The 19,718-nt window shown below is 49.7% G+C and carries 17 protein-coding genes and 1 pseudogene; 16 read left to right on the top strand and 2 right to left on the bottom strand.

Annotated elements, in window-relative coordinates; all coding sequences use genetic code 11:
- The first annotated feature begins 450 nt into the window (after window positions 1-450).
- The 12 genes from Q0526_RS04005 (at window position 451) to Q0526_RS03950 (ending at window position 15,162) form a co-directional block, all read left to right on the top strand.
- Complete coding sequence (locus Q0526_RS04005; protein ID WP_118646156.1) at window positions 451-1,611, top strand: MarR family transcriptional regulator; 1,161 nt, start codon at window positions 451-453, stop codon at window positions 1,609-1,611.
- The gene (locus tag Q0526_RS04000; protein WP_006873388.1) at window positions 1,608-2,159 is read left to right on the top strand and encodes a hypothetical protein; all 552 of its coding nucleotides are present in this window, start codon (window positions 1,608-1,610) and stop codon (window positions 2,157-2,159) included. Before Q0526_RS04005 ends, Q0526_RS04000 begins: the two co-directional genes overlap by 4 nt.
- A 249-nt stretch (window positions 2,160-2,408) precedes the next feature.
- Window positions 2,409-2,810, top strand: coding sequence for a fimbrial protein (locus Q0526_RS03995; RefSeq protein ID WP_173700504.1), 402 nt, complete (start codon window positions 2,409-2,411; stop codon window positions 2,808-2,810).
- 40 nt (window positions 2,811-2,850) lie between these two features.
- Window positions 2,851-3,561 carry a hypothetical protein gene (locus tag Q0526_RS03990; protein WP_003499607.1) on the top strand — a complete coding sequence of 237 codons (711 nt, stop codon included), beginning with the start codon at window positions 2,851-2,853 and terminating at the stop codon, window positions 3,559-3,561.
- A 13-nt stretch (window positions 3,562-3,574) separates the two neighbouring features.
- Window positions 3,575-4,570, top strand: coding sequence for a hypothetical protein (locus Q0526_RS03985; protein WP_298731091.1), 996 nt, complete (start codon window positions 3,575-3,577; stop codon window positions 4,568-4,570).
- Window positions 4,571-5,947 carry a C39 family peptidase gene (locus tag Q0526_RS03980; protein ID WP_298731090.1) on the top strand — a complete coding sequence of 459 codons (1,377 nt, stop codon included), beginning with the start codon at window positions 4,571-4,573 and terminating at the stop codon, window positions 5,945-5,947.
- Between the two features lie 33 nt (window positions 5,948-5,980).
- Entirely contained in the window at window positions 5,981-9,037 is a 3,057-nt protein-coding gene (locus Q0526_RS03975; RefSeq protein WP_298731088.1) for an ATP-binding protein, read from the top strand.
- Between the two features lie 148 nt (window positions 9,038-9,185).
- Window positions 9,186-9,758 (top strand): DUF5697 family protein, encoded by a 573-nt coding sequence (locus tag Q0526_RS03970; RefSeq protein WP_034533443.1) that lies wholly within the window; start codon window positions 9,186-9,188, stop codon window positions 9,756-9,758.
- Complete coding sequence (locus Q0526_RS03965) at window positions 9,759-10,421, top strand: DUF6100 family protein (protein WP_118024156.1); 663 nt, start codon at window positions 9,759-9,761, stop codon at window positions 10,419-10,421.
- A 172-nt stretch (window positions 10,422-10,593) separates the two neighbouring features.
- On the top strand, window positions 10,594-11,679 hold the full coding sequence (locus tag Q0526_RS03960; protein WP_298731083.1) for a hypothetical protein: 1,086 nt from the start codon (window positions 10,594-10,596) through the stop codon (window positions 11,677-11,679).
- 14 nt (window positions 11,680-11,693) lie between these two features.
- Window positions 11,694-13,631, top strand: coding sequence for a VirD4-like conjugal transfer protein, CD1115 family (locus Q0526_RS03955; protein WP_366522028.1), 1,938 nt, complete (start codon window positions 11,694-11,696; stop codon window positions 13,629-13,631).
- Between the two features lie 34 nt (window positions 13,632-13,665).
- Window positions 13,666-15,162, top strand: coding sequence for a S1 RNA-binding domain-containing protein (locus Q0526_RS03950; RefSeq protein ID WP_298731081.1), 1,497 nt, complete (start codon window positions 13,666-13,668; stop codon window positions 15,160-15,162).
- Window positions 15,163-15,240: 78 nt separating this feature from the next.
- On the opposite strand, the gene Q0526_RS03945 is transcribed toward Q0526_RS03950, so the two are convergent.
- Both Q0526_RS03945 and Q0526_RS03940 read right to left on the bottom strand, forming a co-directional pair.
- Window positions 15,241-16,194 carry a nucleotidyl transferase AbiEii/AbiGii toxin family protein gene (locus Q0526_RS03945; RefSeq protein ID WP_008394784.1) on the bottom strand — a complete coding sequence of 318 codons (954 nt, stop codon included), beginning with the start codon at window positions 16,192-16,194 and terminating at the stop codon, window positions 15,241-15,243.
- On the bottom strand, window positions 16,175-16,843 hold the full coding sequence (locus Q0526_RS03940) for a DUF6088 family protein (RefSeq protein WP_008394783.1): 669 nt from the start codon (window positions 16,841-16,843) through the stop codon (window positions 16,175-16,177). The genes Q0526_RS03945 and Q0526_RS03940 overlap by 20 nt, the downstream gene beginning before the upstream one ends.
- Window positions 16,844-17,138: 295 nt before the next feature.
- Between Q0526_RS03940 and Q0526_RS03935 the strand changes: the two genes are divergently transcribed.
- From Q0526_RS03935 to Q0526_RS03920, 4 genes and pseudogenes are all read left to right on the top strand, one after another.
- Window positions 17,139-18,335: an ATP-binding protein gene (locus tag Q0526_RS03935; RefSeq protein WP_173700507.1), complete on the top strand. Its 1,197-nt coding sequence runs from the start codon at window positions 17,139-17,141 to the stop codon at window positions 18,333-18,335.
- Between the two features lie 171 nt (window positions 18,336-18,506).
- Complete coding sequence (locus Q0526_RS03930; protein WP_044911222.1) at window positions 18,507-18,932, top strand: DUF4320 family protein; 426 nt, start codon at window positions 18,507-18,509, stop codon at window positions 18,930-18,932.
- Window positions 18,933-18,940: 8 nt separating this feature from the next.
- Entirely contained in the window at window positions 18,941-19,441 is a 501-nt protein-coding gene (locus Q0526_RS03925) for a hypothetical protein (protein WP_006873404.1), read from the top strand.
- A gap of 74 nt (window positions 19,442-19,515) precedes the next feature.
- A pseudogene (locus Q0526_RS03920) lies at window positions 19,516-19,718 on the top strand (hypothetical protein); the annotation flags it as partial.

Raw genomic sequence — 19,718 nt, 5'->3', positions numbered from 1 at the left:
GTCGGGAATAAAATTTTGCTCTCTCCATCCCGCCCCATGCCGCTCCGTAGTGCGCAAAATCCGCATAATTGCTGGGTTTTTGAAACTATTTATCATTCGTCCTGTGTCCTATTTGACCGTCCGCTTCACTCGAAAAGTTGTATAAAAATTGTAGTTGTTTGTAGGCATATTTTTTTGTGAAAAAGTGTGTCAGCTCCAAAATGTCAAAAATTGGATAAATTTTCCATGAAAAGGACTGGCACATTGTAGAGCCATGAAGAACATCCCTGATACTGTTTCTTTATCGCTTTTAGCCTATATTATAAGGTATCAATGCTAAAACTGCGGAAACCAGCAATGCACAAACTGCTTATTTGCAGCTCATACAAATATGAGTATACCCCCATCAGTTATTCAAGTCAACATTTTTCAGCGAACTACTTGTCTGCATAAAAAACTAGGAGGTTCACTATGCCAGAATACCAACTTCAAATCAAACAAGTGGTAGATTACCCACGATGCCGGATTTATCGTGAGTTCATCCACAAACTGATCAACGACCGGAGCATCCGCATAAACGGAGGCTCCGGCCTTTTTCATTTTACTGTACTTTGCAGCTATGCAAACTTCCGCACCTCATACCGCCGTATTGACGGGATCAGTTATACAGTCTCCCCCGGCGAATGGGTCTGCACCGTCAAGGAGCTGTCTTGCTGGTTCCGCACCCGCTTTCATCGGCAGGCACTGTCCATGCTGGATACCCTTCAGAAGCAGCACTTGATTTCCTATACACTGCTGGGCCGTGGCAATGTAGTCAAATATAAAATCCTCCACTGGGCCCGCCACAATTCCGCACTGGAGTACAATGCCCCCTGCCAAAAGGATACCGGTTTTTTCTTCCTGCCAGTCTCTGTTGCCCTGGAACTGGTCAGCTCTGCCCGCTGCTCTGAAATGGACATCGTTCTGGATCTGTGGGTATCCGCTGTCTACAACGATACGCAGGTGCAGGGGTCAGAGGTCGGTCCGGTAGCCTACTTTCGCAATGGTACAGGAAACCCGTTGGTCAGTTATACCGAGCTTTCCTGCCGCTGGGGGCTGTCACGCGCTACCGTATGCCGGATACTGAAAAAGCTGGACGGTCTTGGGTATATCTCTATCATGTCGTTTCCCGGCCGGCATGGAAGCGTGATCTACCTGCAGAACTACCTGTCCACCATGTTTGAGATTTCCGATGTTTTAATCGACAAGGAGGAAGTTGCCATGACCTTAAACATTCATCTGGAGCTTCCGGAAACTGCTGAAACCGAAGAGAGCCATTCTATCTCTGAGCATGAGATCATTGTTTCGGATGCACTTTCCAGCGTTTCAAAATCGCACATTGAAACGATACTCCGCAAGATGGCTGACATCCTATCTACGCAAGGGATTTCCTGCTTTTCTTGCCCACTCTCCCGCTATAAGTTATATCCCTTATCGGACGACTGCTGGGAAGAGTTGATTCCGCGTGCGCGAGGGAAATCTACAGTCCACTTTGGTCTGACCATCCTCTGCGGCACAAATACTTCAATCGCCACTTTTGAACTTACACTCACTCCCTCTGAGGAGCACGAAAATAGGAGGAACCTGAAATGAGAAAATTTGTTGAACCTGATGTTGCTGATAATCCCCTGTACCATGATACCTGGAAACTGCTGAAAAAATACCGGGATGTTGTGTGGAGCCTGGAGCTTTCTGTCCAGCATGTCCGCACCAAGTTTGAGATTGAGTATGGTACCTCCATTGAGGATTTTCTGGATTCAGTCTATCTGGCTGGCGCTGATTTGGCCGGAAGCGACATCGAGCATCATGCCAAATGCATTGAACGCAGCCACAAAATGCTCAAGCTGCTGGATTCCGCAATCGAATTGCTGCGTACCAAGCACAAAAATGGTGAGGCATATTACTGGTTGCTGTACTACTCCTTCCTCTCGCCGCAGCAGCTCAAAAATGTTGAGGAAATTATCGAGACCCTGCGACCGCATATCCGCGACATCAGTTTCAGAACTTACTACCGCAAACGCCGGGAAGCCATTGAAGCCCTCAGTTCCGTTCTTTGGGGCTATACCTCCAAGGACAGTTTAGACATGCTGGAGCAGTTCTTCCCAGAGCCAAAATCATCTTCCGGACAATCGGGCAAATAATTGGCACAATTCGGGAACAAAATTGGCATGGTTCTGCTCTTTCAGTGTAAATACCGATGTGTTAAACTGAATATGCTCAAACTTGCACCCAAAACCGAACAGGACAGTAACGGCACCTTTCATCAGGGTGCTTTTTTGCTGCCCAGATGGCCGCCCGGCCATTTGAAAGCCCACATTTGTTTTGACAGGTGTGGGTTTTCTGTTCCCTATTGAGCATCAAAAAATCATTCAGAATTGGAGGATCGCAAATTGAAGAAAACGAAAACCCCTCAAACTCCGCAGCTTCAGGAGCCGGATACCCAGTCCAAGCGCAGGCTTTCGCTGCCCAAAGTGGCTTACAGCGCCTTCCTGTGTGTGATGATGTCCATGATATTCTGCCAGCCGGCTTATGCGGCAACAGATGTATGGACCAAGGCCAAAGAGATCATGCAGGATGTATACACCCAAATCCTTGCCATCTCCACTATCGCCGCCATCGTCACTGCTTCGGTAGCCTTGCTGCTCATGAACTTCTCCCGTTCCGGACGGACGGTGGATGAAAGCCGCGCCTGGCTCAAACGAATCTGTATCACCTGGGCTATCCTCAATGGCTTGGGCTTTATCATGGCGTATGTGACGCCGCTCTTTAGTGGCGGACAATGGACAGGCTGATTGACCGTCTGACTGCTCGCTGGAAAGGAGGCTTGCATTTATGGGCATTTTAGACGGCATAGTGGAATGGATTGCAGAACAGGTAATGGCCGGTCTTGATCTGGTGACCACATCGGTTTTGGGTGCGCTGGGCTGTGATATGGCTGTATTTCTGCGTTATTTTCCCGCAGCAGAGACTATGTACTCTGTTTTCGTGGCTCTGGCAATCGGGATCATCCTGCTCAACTGGGTCTGGCAGTTATTCAAAAACTTCGGTCTTGGCGCAGGTGTGGAAGCAGAAGACCCGGTAAAGCTGAGTATCCGTTCCGTTATTTTTATCCTGCTGACGCTCTTTTCAGATGAAATCGTCAATATTGTTCTTACCATCGGCGGCACCCCCTACCACTGGATCATGGAGTCCGACCTTCCTGCATTAAGCTTTGCAGACTTCAATTCCGTGATGCTGGTCATCATCGGTGTGTGTGCCAATGGGGCTGTGGCACTGATTACCTTGATTTTGGTTCTCATCCTGGCCTGGAACTACCTAAAACTTCTGTTCGAGGCAGCCGAACGGTATGTGCTGCTCGGTGTACTGGTCTACACGGCTCCTGTGGCTTTTTCTATGGGCGCCAGCCAGACCACAGCAAACATCTGGAAATCCTGGTGCCGGATGCTTGGCGGTCAAATTTTCCTATTGGTCATGAACGCCTGGTGCCTGCGCCTGTTCACAAGCATGGTGGGGTCCTTCCTTGCGAACCCGCTTTCGTTGTAAGGAGGTCTTATCCTTGAAGAAACTCAAAAAATTTTTGTTTGCGGCCTTTACAGTCGCAATTCTCTCCTGCCTGCTCTGCCAGCCGGCTTTTGCCGCTATCTCCGAAAGCGATGTGCAGGCTCAGGTAGACGCTGTGGGAAAAGAAGCCGTTTCCGGCAATGTGTTTATCTGGTTTCTCTGTGCTATCGGCTTTCTCAAAGTCGGCCAGAAAATCGATTCCTTCCTCTCCAGCCTGGGTGTCAATGTAGGACATACCGGCGGCAGCATGCTGGCTGAGGCTATGATTGCTGCCAGAGGCATCGGCGGCATCAAGAACTTTTCCAGTCACCACTTTGGCGGCGGGAGAAACAGCAGTTCCACCAATGTCAACACAAACGGTGGTAAAGGCAGCGGCGGCTTTGGAGCAGGGTTTGCCAGCGGCGGTCTTGCTGGAGTGGTGAGCCGAAAAGTCACAAACAGCGCCATCAAAACAGCCACCACAACTCCCGGCTCCAAGCCTTCCGGTCTTGGCAGTCTTTTAGGCGATGCTGCAGCCGGAGGGATCGGCGGCCATATGTACGCTTCTTCCGTCAGTAAGGGCGGCAATTTTGCCAACAATGTAATCGGCAGCGTAGCCACTGGCAGTATCAGCCAGATGGGTTCCATTTCCGGTGAAAAAGCCGCCGAAGCCCTGCACTCTTACATGGGATATGCGGCACTGGAATCCGGAGCTGAAAATGTTCCGACCTTCCAGAATGTCGAAATCGGCGGCGGCCGCATCACCGGTACAGAAGTAACTGCAGAACATCCCGAAGGCATCTCCTTTGGTATGTACCACGCAGACCAATATGTTGCCCCGGAAGGCCAGTACACCACCGTTCATGCCGTGGATGGTACAGCATGGTATAAGCAGTACGCTGTGGATGCTGTTGACAAATCGCCCTATATGGCCCCTGACGGTTCTATCACCTTCAACGAGTCCATTGTCAAAAAGCTGCCTCCAGCCCCGAGGAGAAAGGACAAGATATAAATGCCAGAAGATCAGAAAAGCGGTTTTTCCGAAGCTGTGGAGACCGGCGCCTCCGCAGCTCATACCATCCGCGGTGCAATCAAAACCGGAAAAGCTATTTCCTCCGCTGCCAAAGGCGCTGCCGCAGGCGGTCCTTACGGTGCAGTTGCAGGCGCAGTGTGGGCAGGTCGGAAGCATATCGGAAAAATCATTGTGGCAGTCATTGCCCTGCTTATGCTGCCGGTATTATTTGTTCTCATGCTCCCCGGTCTTATTTTCGGCGGACTGACCAATGCCTTTTCGCCATCTGACCCCGAAATTCCGATTTTGAATAGCGAAACAGCGATTATTGAGAACGCCAACGAGATCACCTTTACCCTCAACGGCATCTTGGGCGAGGCACTGGATGATGTACTTGCCCGGATCGAAGCTGACTTTGCGGCATCGGGAGCCGACCATATGGAGGTCAAAAATGCTTATTCCGGCGGGCCTATTTATAACGCCAACCTGTTTATCTCTCAGTATTGTGCGGCCAAAGACAAGGATTTTGAAAGCATTTCTCTGAATGACCTTGCCGCTACCCTGCGGGAAAACAAGCAGCATCTATATTCCTACACCAGCAAGCAAGAGATTCGTGAGAGCACCGTGACTGATCCGGAGACTGGGGAAGAAACAACGGTGTCCGAAACTTGGATGGTCTATACTGTCCGTTACAACGGTGAGTCCTATTTTTCTGATGTTGTATTCCAGCTTACCGATGACCAAAAGGAGCTTGCATCTGATTACGCTTCCAACCTAAGCCTGTTCTTGGGCGATGGTCTGCTGCAAAATCTGGAAGCGTGGACCGGAAACAGCATCACCGCTCTGGGCGATGTTACTTTCACCGACGGGATCACACCTGTTGTTTACTACAATCAGCTGGATGAACGCTATGCCGGTAAAGCATATGGTACGGACAATATTGGCGGTTATGGCTGCGGCCCTACCGCTATGGCAATCGTGGTGTCCTCTCTGACGGACGATATGGTTGACCCTGTGGAGATGGCCGAGTGGTCTTACAACAACGGCTACTGGTGTAAACGCAGTGGTTCTTACCATGCGCTGATACCTGCCGCCGCTCAAGAATGGGGGCTTCCGGTTTCCGGCTGTACCACTGCGGAACCACAGCGCATCACAGACGCACTGGCTAATGGTAAACTGGTAGTAGCAATCATGTCTGAAGGCCACTTTACCTCTTCCGGTCACTTCATTGTCCTGCGTGGCGTAAAAGACGGCAAGATCATGGTGGCTGACCCTGCCAGTTACACACGGAGCGAACAGCTCTGGGATCTGTCCATTATCTTAAATGAGGCCAGCCGGCGCGCTGGAGCTGGCGGTCCGTTCTGGATTATCGGCTGATGTGCCCGCCCGGCTTCGGAAACGAGGTTAATCATGAATCATAAAATCGACCGAGATACCTACATAATACCACCGAATTTCATCGAGTCAGGCACCTTCTTCGGTGGTATGTTCAAAGCCCGCAATGTGATTGAAGCCGGCATCCTGGCATTTGCCATTGGTGTGCCGGTTTTTTCATTGCTTCCTCTTGGCCTGACTGCCCGTATCATCGCTTTGTGCCTGACCGCACTGCCAGCAGCATTGGTGGCGCTTATCGGAATTTCCGGTGAGAGCCTTTCCTCTTTTCTGCTGATTTTCATAAAGTACCTGCGAAACCGCCGCATTGTAGGCGGTAACAGCGCAGAAGATGCGGTTCCTGCGGCAGAGCATGGCGGCAAGCATATTAAAAAGAAGGCACACAAGCCCGATAAGGCTCCCAGGCGGTCACGGCGCTCCGGCAGAGAGGATTTCCCAGCGGAGTTTGATGAAGTTCGTGGCTACGAGATCCGCCAAAAACTCCGTCCTGTGAAAAAGCAGAAGCCTGCCAAAGAGAAGAAAACCGCCAAGCAAAAAAAGAAGGTCTCCAAGGAGCGCAAAGTAAAACGCCCTATCCGCACTCAGGAGCCGAAGCCCGCCTGCCTTAACCCGGTAGCAGATTATCTGCCGATTTCCAAAATTGAAAACGGCATCATCTACACGAAGGACCACCGCTATGTCAAGGTCGTCGAGGTAGTACCCATCAATTTTATGCTGCGCAGCGCCCAGGAACAGCGGAATATCATCTATTCCTTTGTATCCTACTTGAAAATCAGCCCCATCAAGCTACAAATCAAGGTATTGACACGCCGGGCAGAGATTAACCGCCATCTGGATACCGTTCGGAAGGAGATGGAACAGGAAACCAATGAACAGTGCCTGCTCATGCAGGAAGACTACCTCCAGTTCGTTCAACAGATCGGTTCCCGTGAGGCAATTACCCGGCGCTTCTTCCTGATTTTTGAATATGAGCCGTGGAGCAACACCAAGCGCTCTGATGAAGAAGGCGAGGCAATCAATGCCCTGCAAAGTGCAGTCCACACTGCTACCAACTACCTCCGTCAGTGCGGTAACGAGGTCATCATTCCGGAAAACTGGGATGAGTTTACGGTAGATGTCCTCTACAATCTGCTCTGCAGAAATGAAAGTGCTGTAAAGCCGCTCTCCGTCCGTGCACAGGAGGTTATGGCTGAGTACCTTGCCAAAGGGCGCGACAGTGAGATCGACCATATCCCTGCCACCGAATTCTGTGCGCCAAAAAGCATTGACTTCACACATGGTCACCATATCTGCATTGACGGTCTGTATTATGCTTATTTACTGGTGCCCTCTTACGGCTACAAAACACAGGTTCCAGCCGGCTGGCTCAGTCTTATCGTCAATGCCGGTGACGGGATCGATATGGATATGTTCCTCTCCCGTCAGCCCAAAGAAACCATCATCCAGAAAGTCGGACAGCAGCTGCGTATCAACCGTTCCAAAATCAAGGACGCCAGCGACACCAACACCGACTTTGATGATATTGATGGCGCTATCCGAAGCGGGTACTTTCTCAAAGAGGGCCTTGCCAACAACGAGGACTTCTACTACTTGAATCTGCTGATTACCATTACTGCCTCCAACGAGGAAGACTTGGAATGGAAGGTCAGCGAAATGAAAAAGCTCCTGCTCTCACAGGACATGAACGCCTGCACCTGCCATTTTCGGGAGGAACAGGCGTTTTTATCTGCCCTGCCATTGGTGGCAATGGAAAAGAAACTGTATGAGCGGGGTAAGCGCAACCTGCTGACAGGCGGTGCGGCAAGCTGTTATCCCTTTACATCCTATGAGATGTGTGATGATAACGGTATCCTGCTGGGCGTCAACAAGTACAACAGCTCCCTTATTATCGTGGACATCTTCAATTCTGCGGTCTATAAGAACGCCAATATGTCGATCCTTGGCACGAGCGGAGCCGGCAAAACTTTTACCATGCAGTTGATGGCGCTGCGAATGAGGCGGAAAAATATCCCCATTTTCATTGTTGCGCCCCTAAAAGGCCATGAATTCCATCGCGCCTGCTCCAATGTGGGCGGCTCCTTTATCCAGATTTCACCGGCCAGTCCCCACTGCATCAATGTTATGGAGATTCGGCGGGTAGACCGCTCGGTGAATGAAATTCTGGACGGTCCAGGCATCCAGTTATCTGAGCTTGCAGCAAAGATCCAACAGCTCCACATATTTTTCAGTCTGCTGATCCCCGATATGTCTCACGAAGAACGACAGCTTTTGGACGAAGCCCTTGTTCGTACCTATAACACAAAAGGCATCACTCATGATAACGCCTCTTTGGAAGACCCTGCACAGCCCGGCCAGTACCGTGAAATGCCGGTGCTTGGTGACCTGTACGAAATTTTGAAAACCTCCAAGGAAACGATGCGCATGGCCCACATCCTAAACCGTCTGGTAAACGGCAGCGCCAGCACCTTCAATAAGCAGACCAATGTTCGGCTCGACAACAAGTACACTGTTTTGGATATTTCCTCCCTCACCGGAGACCTGCTCACCGTAGGTATGTTTGTGGCGCTGGACTTTGTTTGGGACAGAGCCAAAGCCGACCGTACAGAAGAAAAAGCCATCTTCATCGACGAGTGCTGGCAGCTTCTATCCGGTGCCGGTGCTGCTGGTGTAAGATTGGCTGGCGATTTCCTTTTGGAAATTGCCAAAACCATACGCGGTTACGGCGGCGCCTCGATTTTTGCAAGCCAGGATCTTGCCGATTTCTTTGACCTTGACGGCGGCAGATTTGGTAAGGGCATCATCAACAACTCCAAGACCAAGATCATTCTGAATCTGGAGGACGACGAAGCCCAGCGGGTACAGGAAGCCCTGCACCTGTCCGATGCTGAAACAATGGAGATCACTCACTTTGAAAGAGGTCACGGTCTGATTTCTACCAATAACAACAATATTATGGTGGAATTCAAAGCCAGCCCTCTGGAAAAGGATCTGATCACTACCGACCGCCGCGAGCTGCGTGAAATCGTAGAGCGAAAACGCCGTGAACAATCCACATCTGCCGAACAGCAGATATAACAATTTGAAAAGCGAGGTGATTCCCATGTGCAACTTTCCTGCCAGACGCCGCTATGCGTCTGCTTTGCGTCTGTATTACGCCTAAAAGCCAGTTTTGCCAACCAGATCATCTTTTGGCTTACACTGACTGGCTTTCCTTCCTATTTTAATGCGTCTTGAATACGCCTATATTACGCCATTGGAGGTGATACCCATGAAGACCAGGGCTGAAATCTATGGAAATGAAGCTGCGGCTCTGCTGCGGATCGTCACGATGTATCCCGGTCTCAATATGCAGCAGCTTCTTTGCTTTCACCCTGGCAAAGAAGAAATCATCAAGACCCTGCTCTCCCATCTGCAAAAGCAGGGCCGTATTTTTCAAACTGATACAGGCGGTTACTTTCCGTCTGGTTGGGCAGCAAAATCAGACAGCTCCCTGATACGGGCTGCCTGGGTACTCTTGGATTTTATCGGGCAGGTGGAATACCATGCTCCCGGTGATTTTCCGGTCAAGCTTATCTTCTTTGCAAACGGTGAACTATACGAAATCGTCTACGCAGCTTCCGGCCAGGAGGCCCTGATCAACCATGCGCTTCGGGATGACCGCAGCGGTGGACGCCGCATCATTTTGGTCGATAATCCGGAAGACATTCGCCGCATTGACTGCCCTGGCATTTCCGGTTTCTGCACCGTGGATGCGGCGGGCCAGGTGCATTACTTTAAGAAAACAGGAGGAACTTGATTGGAACGAAAAATCATCTCACACCGAATCGGAAGCATTCTTGATGATATATCCCGTTTGAGCAATGCTCTTTACGCGATGGATACCACAGATATTCAGCGCTATCCGGACAACTATGAAGTCTTATCCACTGATGCCGCCCTGCGGGCAGAGAAAATTGCCTGCAGGCTGCGGCATTTGATATATTCCAGCACCACTATCCGCAAAGGCGATTACCTGACATCCGCCGGTATTGTACACGGAATTGAGGTTGTCTATGAGGACGGTGTACTGGAGGTCACCCTGCCCGGGCTACTCCCAAAACGCAAGCAGAGGCAAAACACTGAGTTTCTGCTCGATCCGTTCTACTTCTCATTGGAGCAATACGCCAAAGAGCATCCCATGCCCCACTTCAGCGATTGTGTGGTGTGCTTTACGCAGGTTTATGACCAGTGCCTTCCCACCCGACGTATCCGTGACTACGACAATCTGGAAGAAAAGCAGCTTCTGGATGTTCTCTCCACCTTCGTCATGGCTGACGATACCGGCCTGCTCTGCGACGCCTACAACACCGCTGCGCTGGGCGAAAAGGACTGTACCAGAATCAGTGTCATGGAAAAAAAGCGGTTTCCCGCCTGGCTTGCTGAGCATGAAAACACCCTAAAATCCATCTCGGATTTTTGAGCATTTTCAGCCATTGCTTGTCCGACCTGCCGCAACATCGTATTTTGCCCCGGATTTCGGGGCTTTTTTCTGTCGTTACACCACGGATTTTTACCGAAGTTCCTTGCAGTCTCGGTAAAAGCCACACACCACAAGGAGGTGATCACTTGGGAAATTCCCACAGCCAGACACGATGGCGTACAGGCTTCTCTCTCTGACTGCCATCTCCGGCGAGTTCCCCACAGACCAGCTTAACAGACTTCCCGGCAGTCCATATTATCTGGAGTCTGTTGTCACTGCACTGAAAAAAGACGGGCTGCTGCGTACCTATTACCGGGATAAACTGCGCGGCTACCGTCTGGGGCCGCGAGCCAAAGCCACTCTTCTGGAAAGCCGGCCGGACAGGTTTGCCAGCTACCTGACAGGAGATACCGACACCAACCGTTTGAAATGCGAAATTGACCGAAGACTCCGGCTACACCGCCTGGCAGAAACCTATGTAACCATGGATAATGCGGGTGTATGTGTGTATCGGGATGAAAAACCGGCAATTTTTGCGCCGGATGGTTACGCTGACGGCAGGATTGTCTATCCTGCTTTTTTCAGTTCCAGAGAAGTGAAAGAAATGGGGATCGACACCACGAAGATCCGCAGTTCCCGCTCCACTGGAATACTCCTTGCGCCCTCCGGCATCTTCGTGACCTACAACAGCAGCAGCGCCCTGATGAAGTGGCGCTACAAATCGGAAATGCGGGTCAAGGCATTGATTTGGAGCGTAATCTGCCAACAGCGCCTGTCCCCACAGTTTCGCCATGAGGATGTTCATGGACTGATTCTGGGCAACAGCATGGATCTGGCTTACCAGATTTTGACCAGCACCGGAGGACGCAAACATGATTTCTTCATGCTGGATGGCAGCTATGAGCATTTTCTTTATCTTACCAACAACCATCAGGGGGAGGTGATACTTGCACTGCTGTGCGACCCTGTGAAAACTGCGGAGCTGGACCGCATTCTGCTCCAAGGTCTTACTGCGAGGCAGCCCGGACTGGCTATTGAGCATGACGGTGTTTCACCGGATGGCTCACCAGTCCTGTTTGGCTATTTCTGCGATCTGCCCCGTATCGCACGCTTCAACACCTCCCTCGAACTATCCGAGCGCCCAGGCACACTGATCTGTTTTGACTTCCAGGCAGAGGTACTTCGCAGCTACTGTGGTTCCCGGGTGCGCTTCCAGACCATTGATTTCACAAAATTCGAGGGGAGGTTGTTCCCATAAACAAGAAAAAACTGATCGTAAGCCTGATTGCAGCGCCCTTTGCCATTCTTGCGATTCTATACGCAGGCGGCTTTCTGGCACAGCTTTTGGGTAACTATGCAACCTGGAAACAGGGCGGCGGTATTCCCGGCGACGGTACTTCACCGCTGGCCGCTTCGCCCGACTTCCTTCTCTGCCTTTCCTCTGTGCTCAGACCGCCTTATGGCGTGTATGGCATTTTGATCTGCATTGGCTTGTTAGCAGTGCTGCTCATCATGGTCATGCGCATGGGATATGGTGATGCCGGTGAGTATGATGAAGACCGCAATTTCTCCTACTCCGCCAAAGGCACTTATGGCACCTCCGGCTGGATGTCCCGCAAAGAAATGTCCGGCGTACTGGATCTGGTGCCCGATCTGCGCAAACACAAGGGTGTTGTACTGGGTATGCTGGATGGCAAAGCAGTCTGCATACCGGAAGATACCAGAATCAACAGTAATCTGGCAGTCTACGGCGCCAGTGGTTCCATGAAAACCCGTTCGTTTTGTATGAACCGTATCCTTCAGGCCACTGTCCGAGGTGAAAATGGCGCCGGAGAATCGTTGATCATCTGCGATCCCAAATCGGAATTGTACGAGAAGTCAAGCGAATTTCTCCGCAGCCGGGGCTATTGTGTCAAGGTATTCAACCTCGTTTCGCCTGAAAACTCAGATTCCTGGTGTTGCCTTGCCGAAGTTGAGGGACAGGAACTAATGGCCCAGCTTTTTGTAGATGTCATCATCAAGAACACCACGAACAACGGCAAGAGCGACCATTTCTGGGATGCCTGTGAGATGAATCTGCTCAAGGCCTTGGTACTGTATGTGGATCAAGGCTATGCGGAAGAAAACCGCAACATTGGCGAAGTCTACCGGCTGCTGACTCTCAATGGGGAATCCCAACTTGACACATTGTTCGAGGCGCTTCCTTCCACGCACCCTGCCAAAGCACCCTACAGCCTGTTCAAGCAGGCCAGCGACACAGTGCGAAGCGGCGTGATTATCGGTCTGGGCAGCCGCCTGCAGGTATTCCAGTCTGAGCTGATCAAAAAAATTACCGCTAAGAATGAGATCGATCTGGAGCTTCCGGGTCAGCAGCCCTGTGCCTACTTCCTCGTTACCAGCGACCAGGACAGCACCTTTGATTTTCTGGCCTCGCTGTTTCTATCTTTCTGCTTCATCAAACTGGTGCGATATGCAGACCACAACTGCGAGGGCGGCAAACTGCCTGTGCCTGTCCATATCCTTGGGGAAGAACTGACAGCGTGCGGCACGATCCCCGACCTCTCCCGCCGGCTCAGCGTAATACGCTCCCGGAATATCTCCATGTCCTGTGTGTTCCAAAATCTCGCAGGATTGCAGAACCGATACCCGCAGAATTTGTGGCAGGAGATCATTGGAAACTGTGACGCGCAGTTGTTTTTAGGCTGTACAGACCAGCTTACTGCCGAATTTATTTCTGCCAGGACAGGGCTTGCCTCCGTAGCAGTATCCAGTAAGTCCAAACAGCTGGGCACCTGGCGTATCTCCAACTATACACCGGAGTTTCGTGAGACCTCTGGTGTTGGAAAACGCCCTGTACTTACTCCTGATGAAGTCCTGCGGCTCCCGCTGGATCAGGCGCTCATCATCATCCGTGGCAAGAAGGTTCTGCAGGTAGACAAAATGGATTACTCCAAACACCCGGAAGCCAAGTACCTGCGTTCCTGCAAAGCATCTGCCCATGTACCGGAATGGCGCCGCTTGGAAGAAGAAGCCGCCAAAACACCGCAGCCCGCGCCGAAACCGGCTCCTGCAGCAAAGAAGCCGGCAAAGCGCAAAGCCACCAAACCGGCATCCCCCACGGATAAATCACCCAAAGAGGCTCCGGCCCCCAAATCTGCCGGTACGCCGGAAGGCATTATCACCACAGACAAGGATTCCATCCTGTCTTAAACAAAACTATCAAATTCATAGGAGGTTTTAATCTATGGCAACCAAGAAAAAAGAACTTCTGGAACAGGAGGCTCCTGTTACCGAAACCGTTATGTCGGAAGGCGAAACTCTGCCGGCCGATACTGCTCAACCTGAATCCCTTCCTGCTGATACTGGCAATAGTCTGGATTTGAACGAACTGCTGGGGCAGATGGATCAGCCCCTGGAGGACACCTCTGCCGAATATATGGCTGAAGATCCCCTTCCTGAACTCACCGAGGAGGAAATGTTCGGAGATACGCCTGCTGAAACAGACGATCAAAGCGCTGCTCCCACTGATATGCCGGAAGACTTTGATGTGCAGCCGCCTGATGTTTACGAAGATAACGCCGACGCTGTGCAGGAACCCCCTGCATCTCCCAAGCCCAAGCGTACCAGCCGAAAGAAGAAAGAAGCTGCTGCTCCTGAAGAAACTGTCACAGAGGAAGTCCCTGCCGAAACAACAGAGTCGGCGGATACAGCCGACTCTATTCTTGATACGGAGGAACCTGCTGTGGAGCCTGATGTTCCTGTCGTGGAAGAAGCTGCCGCTCCTGCCCCTACTCCTTCTCCTCCCCAGCGCCAGCCCCGCCCCCAGCGCGGCGAGGCCCCCGTCCTTACCATCCGCAGCCGGGATGATGTCGAGACTGCCGAAGACCGTGATGATGTAATCTGGCATGAGATCCATAATGCCTACCGCACCCGCAAGATCATCACCGGCAAGCTGGGCGGCATTGAACAGCTGGACAACCGCAAGACGGTGGCAGTTGTGGATTACAAGGGGTTCCGTGTCATTATCCCTATCAAGGAAATGATGATCAATCTGGGCCGCAGTCCTTCCGGTCAGGAATACGCCGACCTTATGCTGCGCCAAAATAAGATCCTTGGCAACATGCTCGGTGCTGACATTGACTTCATCGTGCGTGGTATCGACTCCAAGACCCGCAGCGTAGTTGCCAGCCGCAAGGAGGCCATGCTGCGCAAACGCCAGATTTTTTATCTGGATACGGATGCTGCCGGTATGTACCGTATCTATGAGGGCCGCATCGTCCAGGCGCGTGTGATTGCAGTGGCCGAAAAGGTTGTGCGCGTGGAAGTTTTCGGCGTTGAAACCTCCATTCTTGCCCGTGACCTTGCCTGGGACTGGATTGGTGACGCCCATGAGCGTTTTTCCGTAGGCGACGAGGTGCTGGTCCGTATTCTCAGCGTGCGGCGCAACAGTCTGGAGGACTTGGGCATCAAGGCTGACATCAAGAGTATTTCCGAGAACACCGACAGGGACAACCTGCAGAAGTGCCGTATCCAGGGCAAGTATGCCGGCCGTGTCACAGATGTCCACAAGGGCGTTGTCTATGTGCGTCTCTCCAATGGTGTCAATGCGGTAGCCCATTCCTGCTATGACTACCGGATGCCCGGCAAAAAGGACGATGTATCTTTTGCCGTCACCCGTCTGGATATGGAGCGGGGTGTGGCCGTAGGTATTATCACTCGGATCATCCGTCAGAACCTGTAAGCAAAACAATGCCAGGGGAGCAGATAAACCACTGCTCCCCTGGCTAATTTTTGTCCACAGTTTTGTTTCATATTGCACTTACTCAAGCGCAAGCAATACCTCTCCGAGTTTCTTCCACTGCTCTACCACAAAATCAAAAGACAGTGTATCTTCTTCCGCAAAAACATAGTTACGTTGCATATTCTGATAGTCCTTACGAAGTGCTTCATTATCAGAAAACCCTCTGAGCAACTGAAAATCAGAAAACTTCTTTTCCGCCAGATCACTGCCTGTTCTTCGGGTCTCTTCCAGTCTTTTATATCCCAGCATCTCAAGGAATATCTGCTGATTTTGAATCATTTCCTGAATCTGCTTTAAGTCGAACATGACACTGACATCGTAAAGATGTTTTGCCACATCAAAATACATCTTACGCTCATAATAGAATTCAGCAGCAAAAATCTTGTCGGCAAAAATCCTCTCTAACCGAATCGTGTTAATCATAAAAGGGACAACATCATATTGTGACCGAAGAATATTTCGCTGTTCTTCGGTGGCATAGGTGTAAAGTATCGGTTCAATTTCAAGTGGTGTAAAAGGCTCGCTGACAGTAAAAGATGTACCTTCTACTTTGACATATCCAAACCGTTGGAGCGGATCATCCGTGTCAATGCCTACAAGTGGAGTGTAATCATAGACAGTTGTGATACTACCTTTCCGATCATCTTCGAGATCCTTTCTGGATGTGCGTGGCAAGGCCTGATATTTCTTTGTTGCCATCTCCAGCCGTTTCTTAGCCTGGCTGTTACTGCAATTATCGATGCACACCGTCAAGTCAATATCCTCTGAAAACCGGCGGATACTTTTCTGTGCTTTATACAGGGCTGTTCCACCTTTAAAATAGGCTGGTAATGTTACCTGTTTCCCTGCCAACTCCCTCAACAGTAGCGTAACATAATAGTCCTTCTCCAAAATATCAGCCCGAATGCTACTATCCTCATGGATTAAATTGATAATATTCAAAAAAGCAAATTTATCCTCGTGCAGTTTCATAACTACCCTCCAACAAAATGTCTATGGTCCGAAGCAAAGTTTTTTGACCATAATATTTTCTGGCCATCAGAATCAACATCTCAGTTTTCAATGTAAATTCCTCAACAGTAGCTCTTACCACATCAATCGGCTTTGCAGTATCTACTGGCGCCATATCCAGTTCTCTGATTGCATCCAAAATTTGCAGATATCGAAAATTTCCAGAATTAACTACAATAGGCGGTTTCCGAATCTCAATCTGCATTCCTTCGGGAATTCGTTTTGTATGCAGGTTGGTTGCAATGCATCTCCTTTTTGGCATTTGAGAAACAAGACCAATACGATTTAATGCAGACAACCCTGTTTCATATCCAATTATCTCGTTTTCTTTCCGAAGTAACTGCTTACAAAAAAGTGTTTCTTTATCTGGAGTATAATATCCAAATGCTGTTTTTACTCTCCTGCAGTAAATTCCTTTGGTTAGGCGCATAATCTGCCCCTCTTTTTCAAGCCGAGCCATATTTACATTGACTGTCTTTTTTACCATCGCTGTATCAAGTAAAAGCCGTTCCGCCACATACTCTGCGACTTGTTCGGTTGTAATTGTTTGATCTGGCTCCAGAGCAGTCAGATACTGCATGATCAAATCCCGGTACTTTATCTTTTCCATACAGATCTCCTTTCTGTTGCGCTTGTTATTATAATACTCATTTTTCCTTCGTTTTATGTATTCATAATAACACTTTTTCTTGTTGCAGTCAATGGGAGGAAGAAAAACAGATATACTCCAAGACCAGCTTCTCATTTTCAGTTAGTTTTGTCGCTGTTGCCCCCTTTAGCACATACTATCAGTATATGCGTCTCTTTCTAAACTTCCCAATACATAATTTTATCTTCTATATGCGTTTATTTTTCACGAAAATACAGTTATAATATATATAATCGAGGATTTAGGAGGCAATTTTATGCTGATTCAGTTTCGTGCAGAGAACTTTCTCTCTATCAAAGGCAGTGTCGTATTATCCCTGCTTGCCAGTAAGGATAAAGAGCATCCGAAGCATCTGATTGTGAATGGAAGCAAACGGTATTTGAAGTCTGCCGGAATTTACGGAGCCAACGCTTCCGGGAAGTCCAATGTCCTTCATGCATTCTGGTTCATGGTAAATTATGTGCTGACTTCGCATAACCAGCAGCTCCACAAAGCCATCGAACGTTCGCCTTTCAAGTTTGACCGTGAAACACCCGTCCGCCCCAGCAGCTTTGAGGTCATCTTCACCGCAAATGGCATCCGATACGCGTATGGCTTTTCGGTAACAGACAAAGTTGTTATTGAAGAATACCTATATTACTATCCCAATGGCAGGCAGGCGATCATTTTTGAGCGGCAAAACACAAACGATTTTCGTTTTACTGTTGATGTCGATGAACAAAGCATGCTCAAAAATCGTACTTCACCTAACAAGCTCTATCTGTCTGTTGCATCAAACTGGAGCTATTCCAAGGTAATTCCTGTTCTGGAGTGGTTTGCTTCCTGCCGGATCATCACGAAACATTCTGCTGCAGATGCTTATGAACTTGAAGCAGAACAGCTCAAAGACGATGGCTACCGGCATATGATCGCCTCTATGTTGCGTAGCGCAGATTTTGGTATACAGTCCCTTCAAATGCGTGATTTAGAACCCGCCACTTCTCAGCAGGGCGATATTTTCACCAATATTGAGGCCATTCACACGGTACAAGACACAGAGGGAAATACTTCTTCCTACACACTGAATATGGCAGAGGAATCCGATGGCACCAACAGTTATTTCAAACTGATTGGTGTGGTAAAAAAGGTGCTGGATGAAGGAACACTCCTTATAGTAGACGAACTGGACGCTCATCTGCATCCCCTCCTGACAAAGCATCTGGTCTCGCTTTTTAACAGCGTGGAGTTCAATCCAAATGGAGGCCAGTTGATTTTCACATCACACAACACCAATCTTCTTGACTTGGATGTGCTGAGGAGAGATCAGATCTGGTTCACCGAAAAAGATGAACTGACCGCTGCTACCGATTTGTTTTCCCTCCAATCTTTTTCTATCCGCAAAGATACCAAAATTGAGAAGGGGTATTTGATCGGCCGTTATGGTGCGATTCCTTTTATTAAGGGTGGGCTGTAATTGGCACAAAATTGTCTCTACATTGGCACAGTCCTGCCCTTTCGCCGTAAATCCATATCTGTTATACTTGGTACAGTCAAAACTTTGCATAGCAGCCGCTCCGGTTTGGAGCGGCTGTTTTCAATTTCAGTAAAGGTGGTGGTTTCTATTCTCTTTCAAAAAGCCCGGAAGGTGCTGAACAACGAGCGGGGCGAGGCCAACTATTTCAGTACGGTGGTCTTCATCTTCATCGCTGTCCTGCTGCTGGCCTTCATTATTGACCTGTTCAGCATCATTTCCACCAAGCAGGAACTTGACCATGCCGCCGATCAGATGGTCAAACAGATCCAGCTTTCCGGCGGCGTCAACGGCGAGACCGATGAGCTGTTTGAATTTTTGAGTTCTCAGATCGAAGGAGCCGAAAATATTTCCTACTCCATTGACGCTACCTACACATCACCCAGGCCATCCGGTATGACAAATGCCATCCAGTTGGGCACCCCCTTCTTCATTACTATCGAGGGAGATGCCAAACTGGGCGGGTTCTGGAATTTTGACCTGGTAAACATTACAGTGGTTGCCCGCGGCAGCGGCGTCAGTGAGCACTACTGGAAGTGAGGTGACCTATGAAACGCATATTCCTGCGACTGAAACAGCCGCTGCGAAACGAACGGGGCGAGATCACCTTTTTCGCCTGCTTTTTTGTAGTAGGCATCGTGATGCTGATTTCCTTCCTGCTCCTGTACGCTTCCATACGGATCACCTGTATCAACATCCGCAACGGCGCTAAAATGGAGTTAAATAACCTTAGCGGCACGATTTATGCAGATACCTACCGTTCCCAGCGTGAAACCAACTTTGAAGAGTACCTAAATACCCTTTACTCCAGCAGTGACTATACCGACATGCTGGAGGCTACAGTGGCAGGCGGCCTGGACTCCAAGATTCCGCTTTCAACGGAGGATTACAAGGTTTCCGACATCAGCCTGGAGTTCAATGTAGAGAATGGACGGGTTGAGTACATCTTCTACTGTGATGTGGAATTCTATGTGCGGATGTTCGGTCACAGTTATCCGGCTATCACCCAACGGGTGGAGCTGACAGGCTACCACAACACAAAATTCTAACCATACTGTTGAAAGCCCGGCACGTTATACCGTATAGGCTTTATATAACAGCAAAAAAGGAGTGTATGTAAAATATGAAAAAGTTTTTCCAATCCAAAGGCTTTATTGTTTCCTCGCTGGCTCTTCTCTGCATCACTATTCTGGGCGTCTGCTGGTTCGTAAGCCGCGACCGTACCGGAGATTTCAGACCAGATGAATCCCCACCCAGCAGCGTCACCGGCGATTGGTCAGATGGCGGCACGCAGACAGATGGTGATAATGGAGCAGATGCTTATGC

Source organism: uncultured Subdoligranulum sp., assembly GCF_937890665.1.
Note: the sequence above shows the minus strand (reverse complement) of the source record. Positions and strands in the feature narration are given on the sequence as shown.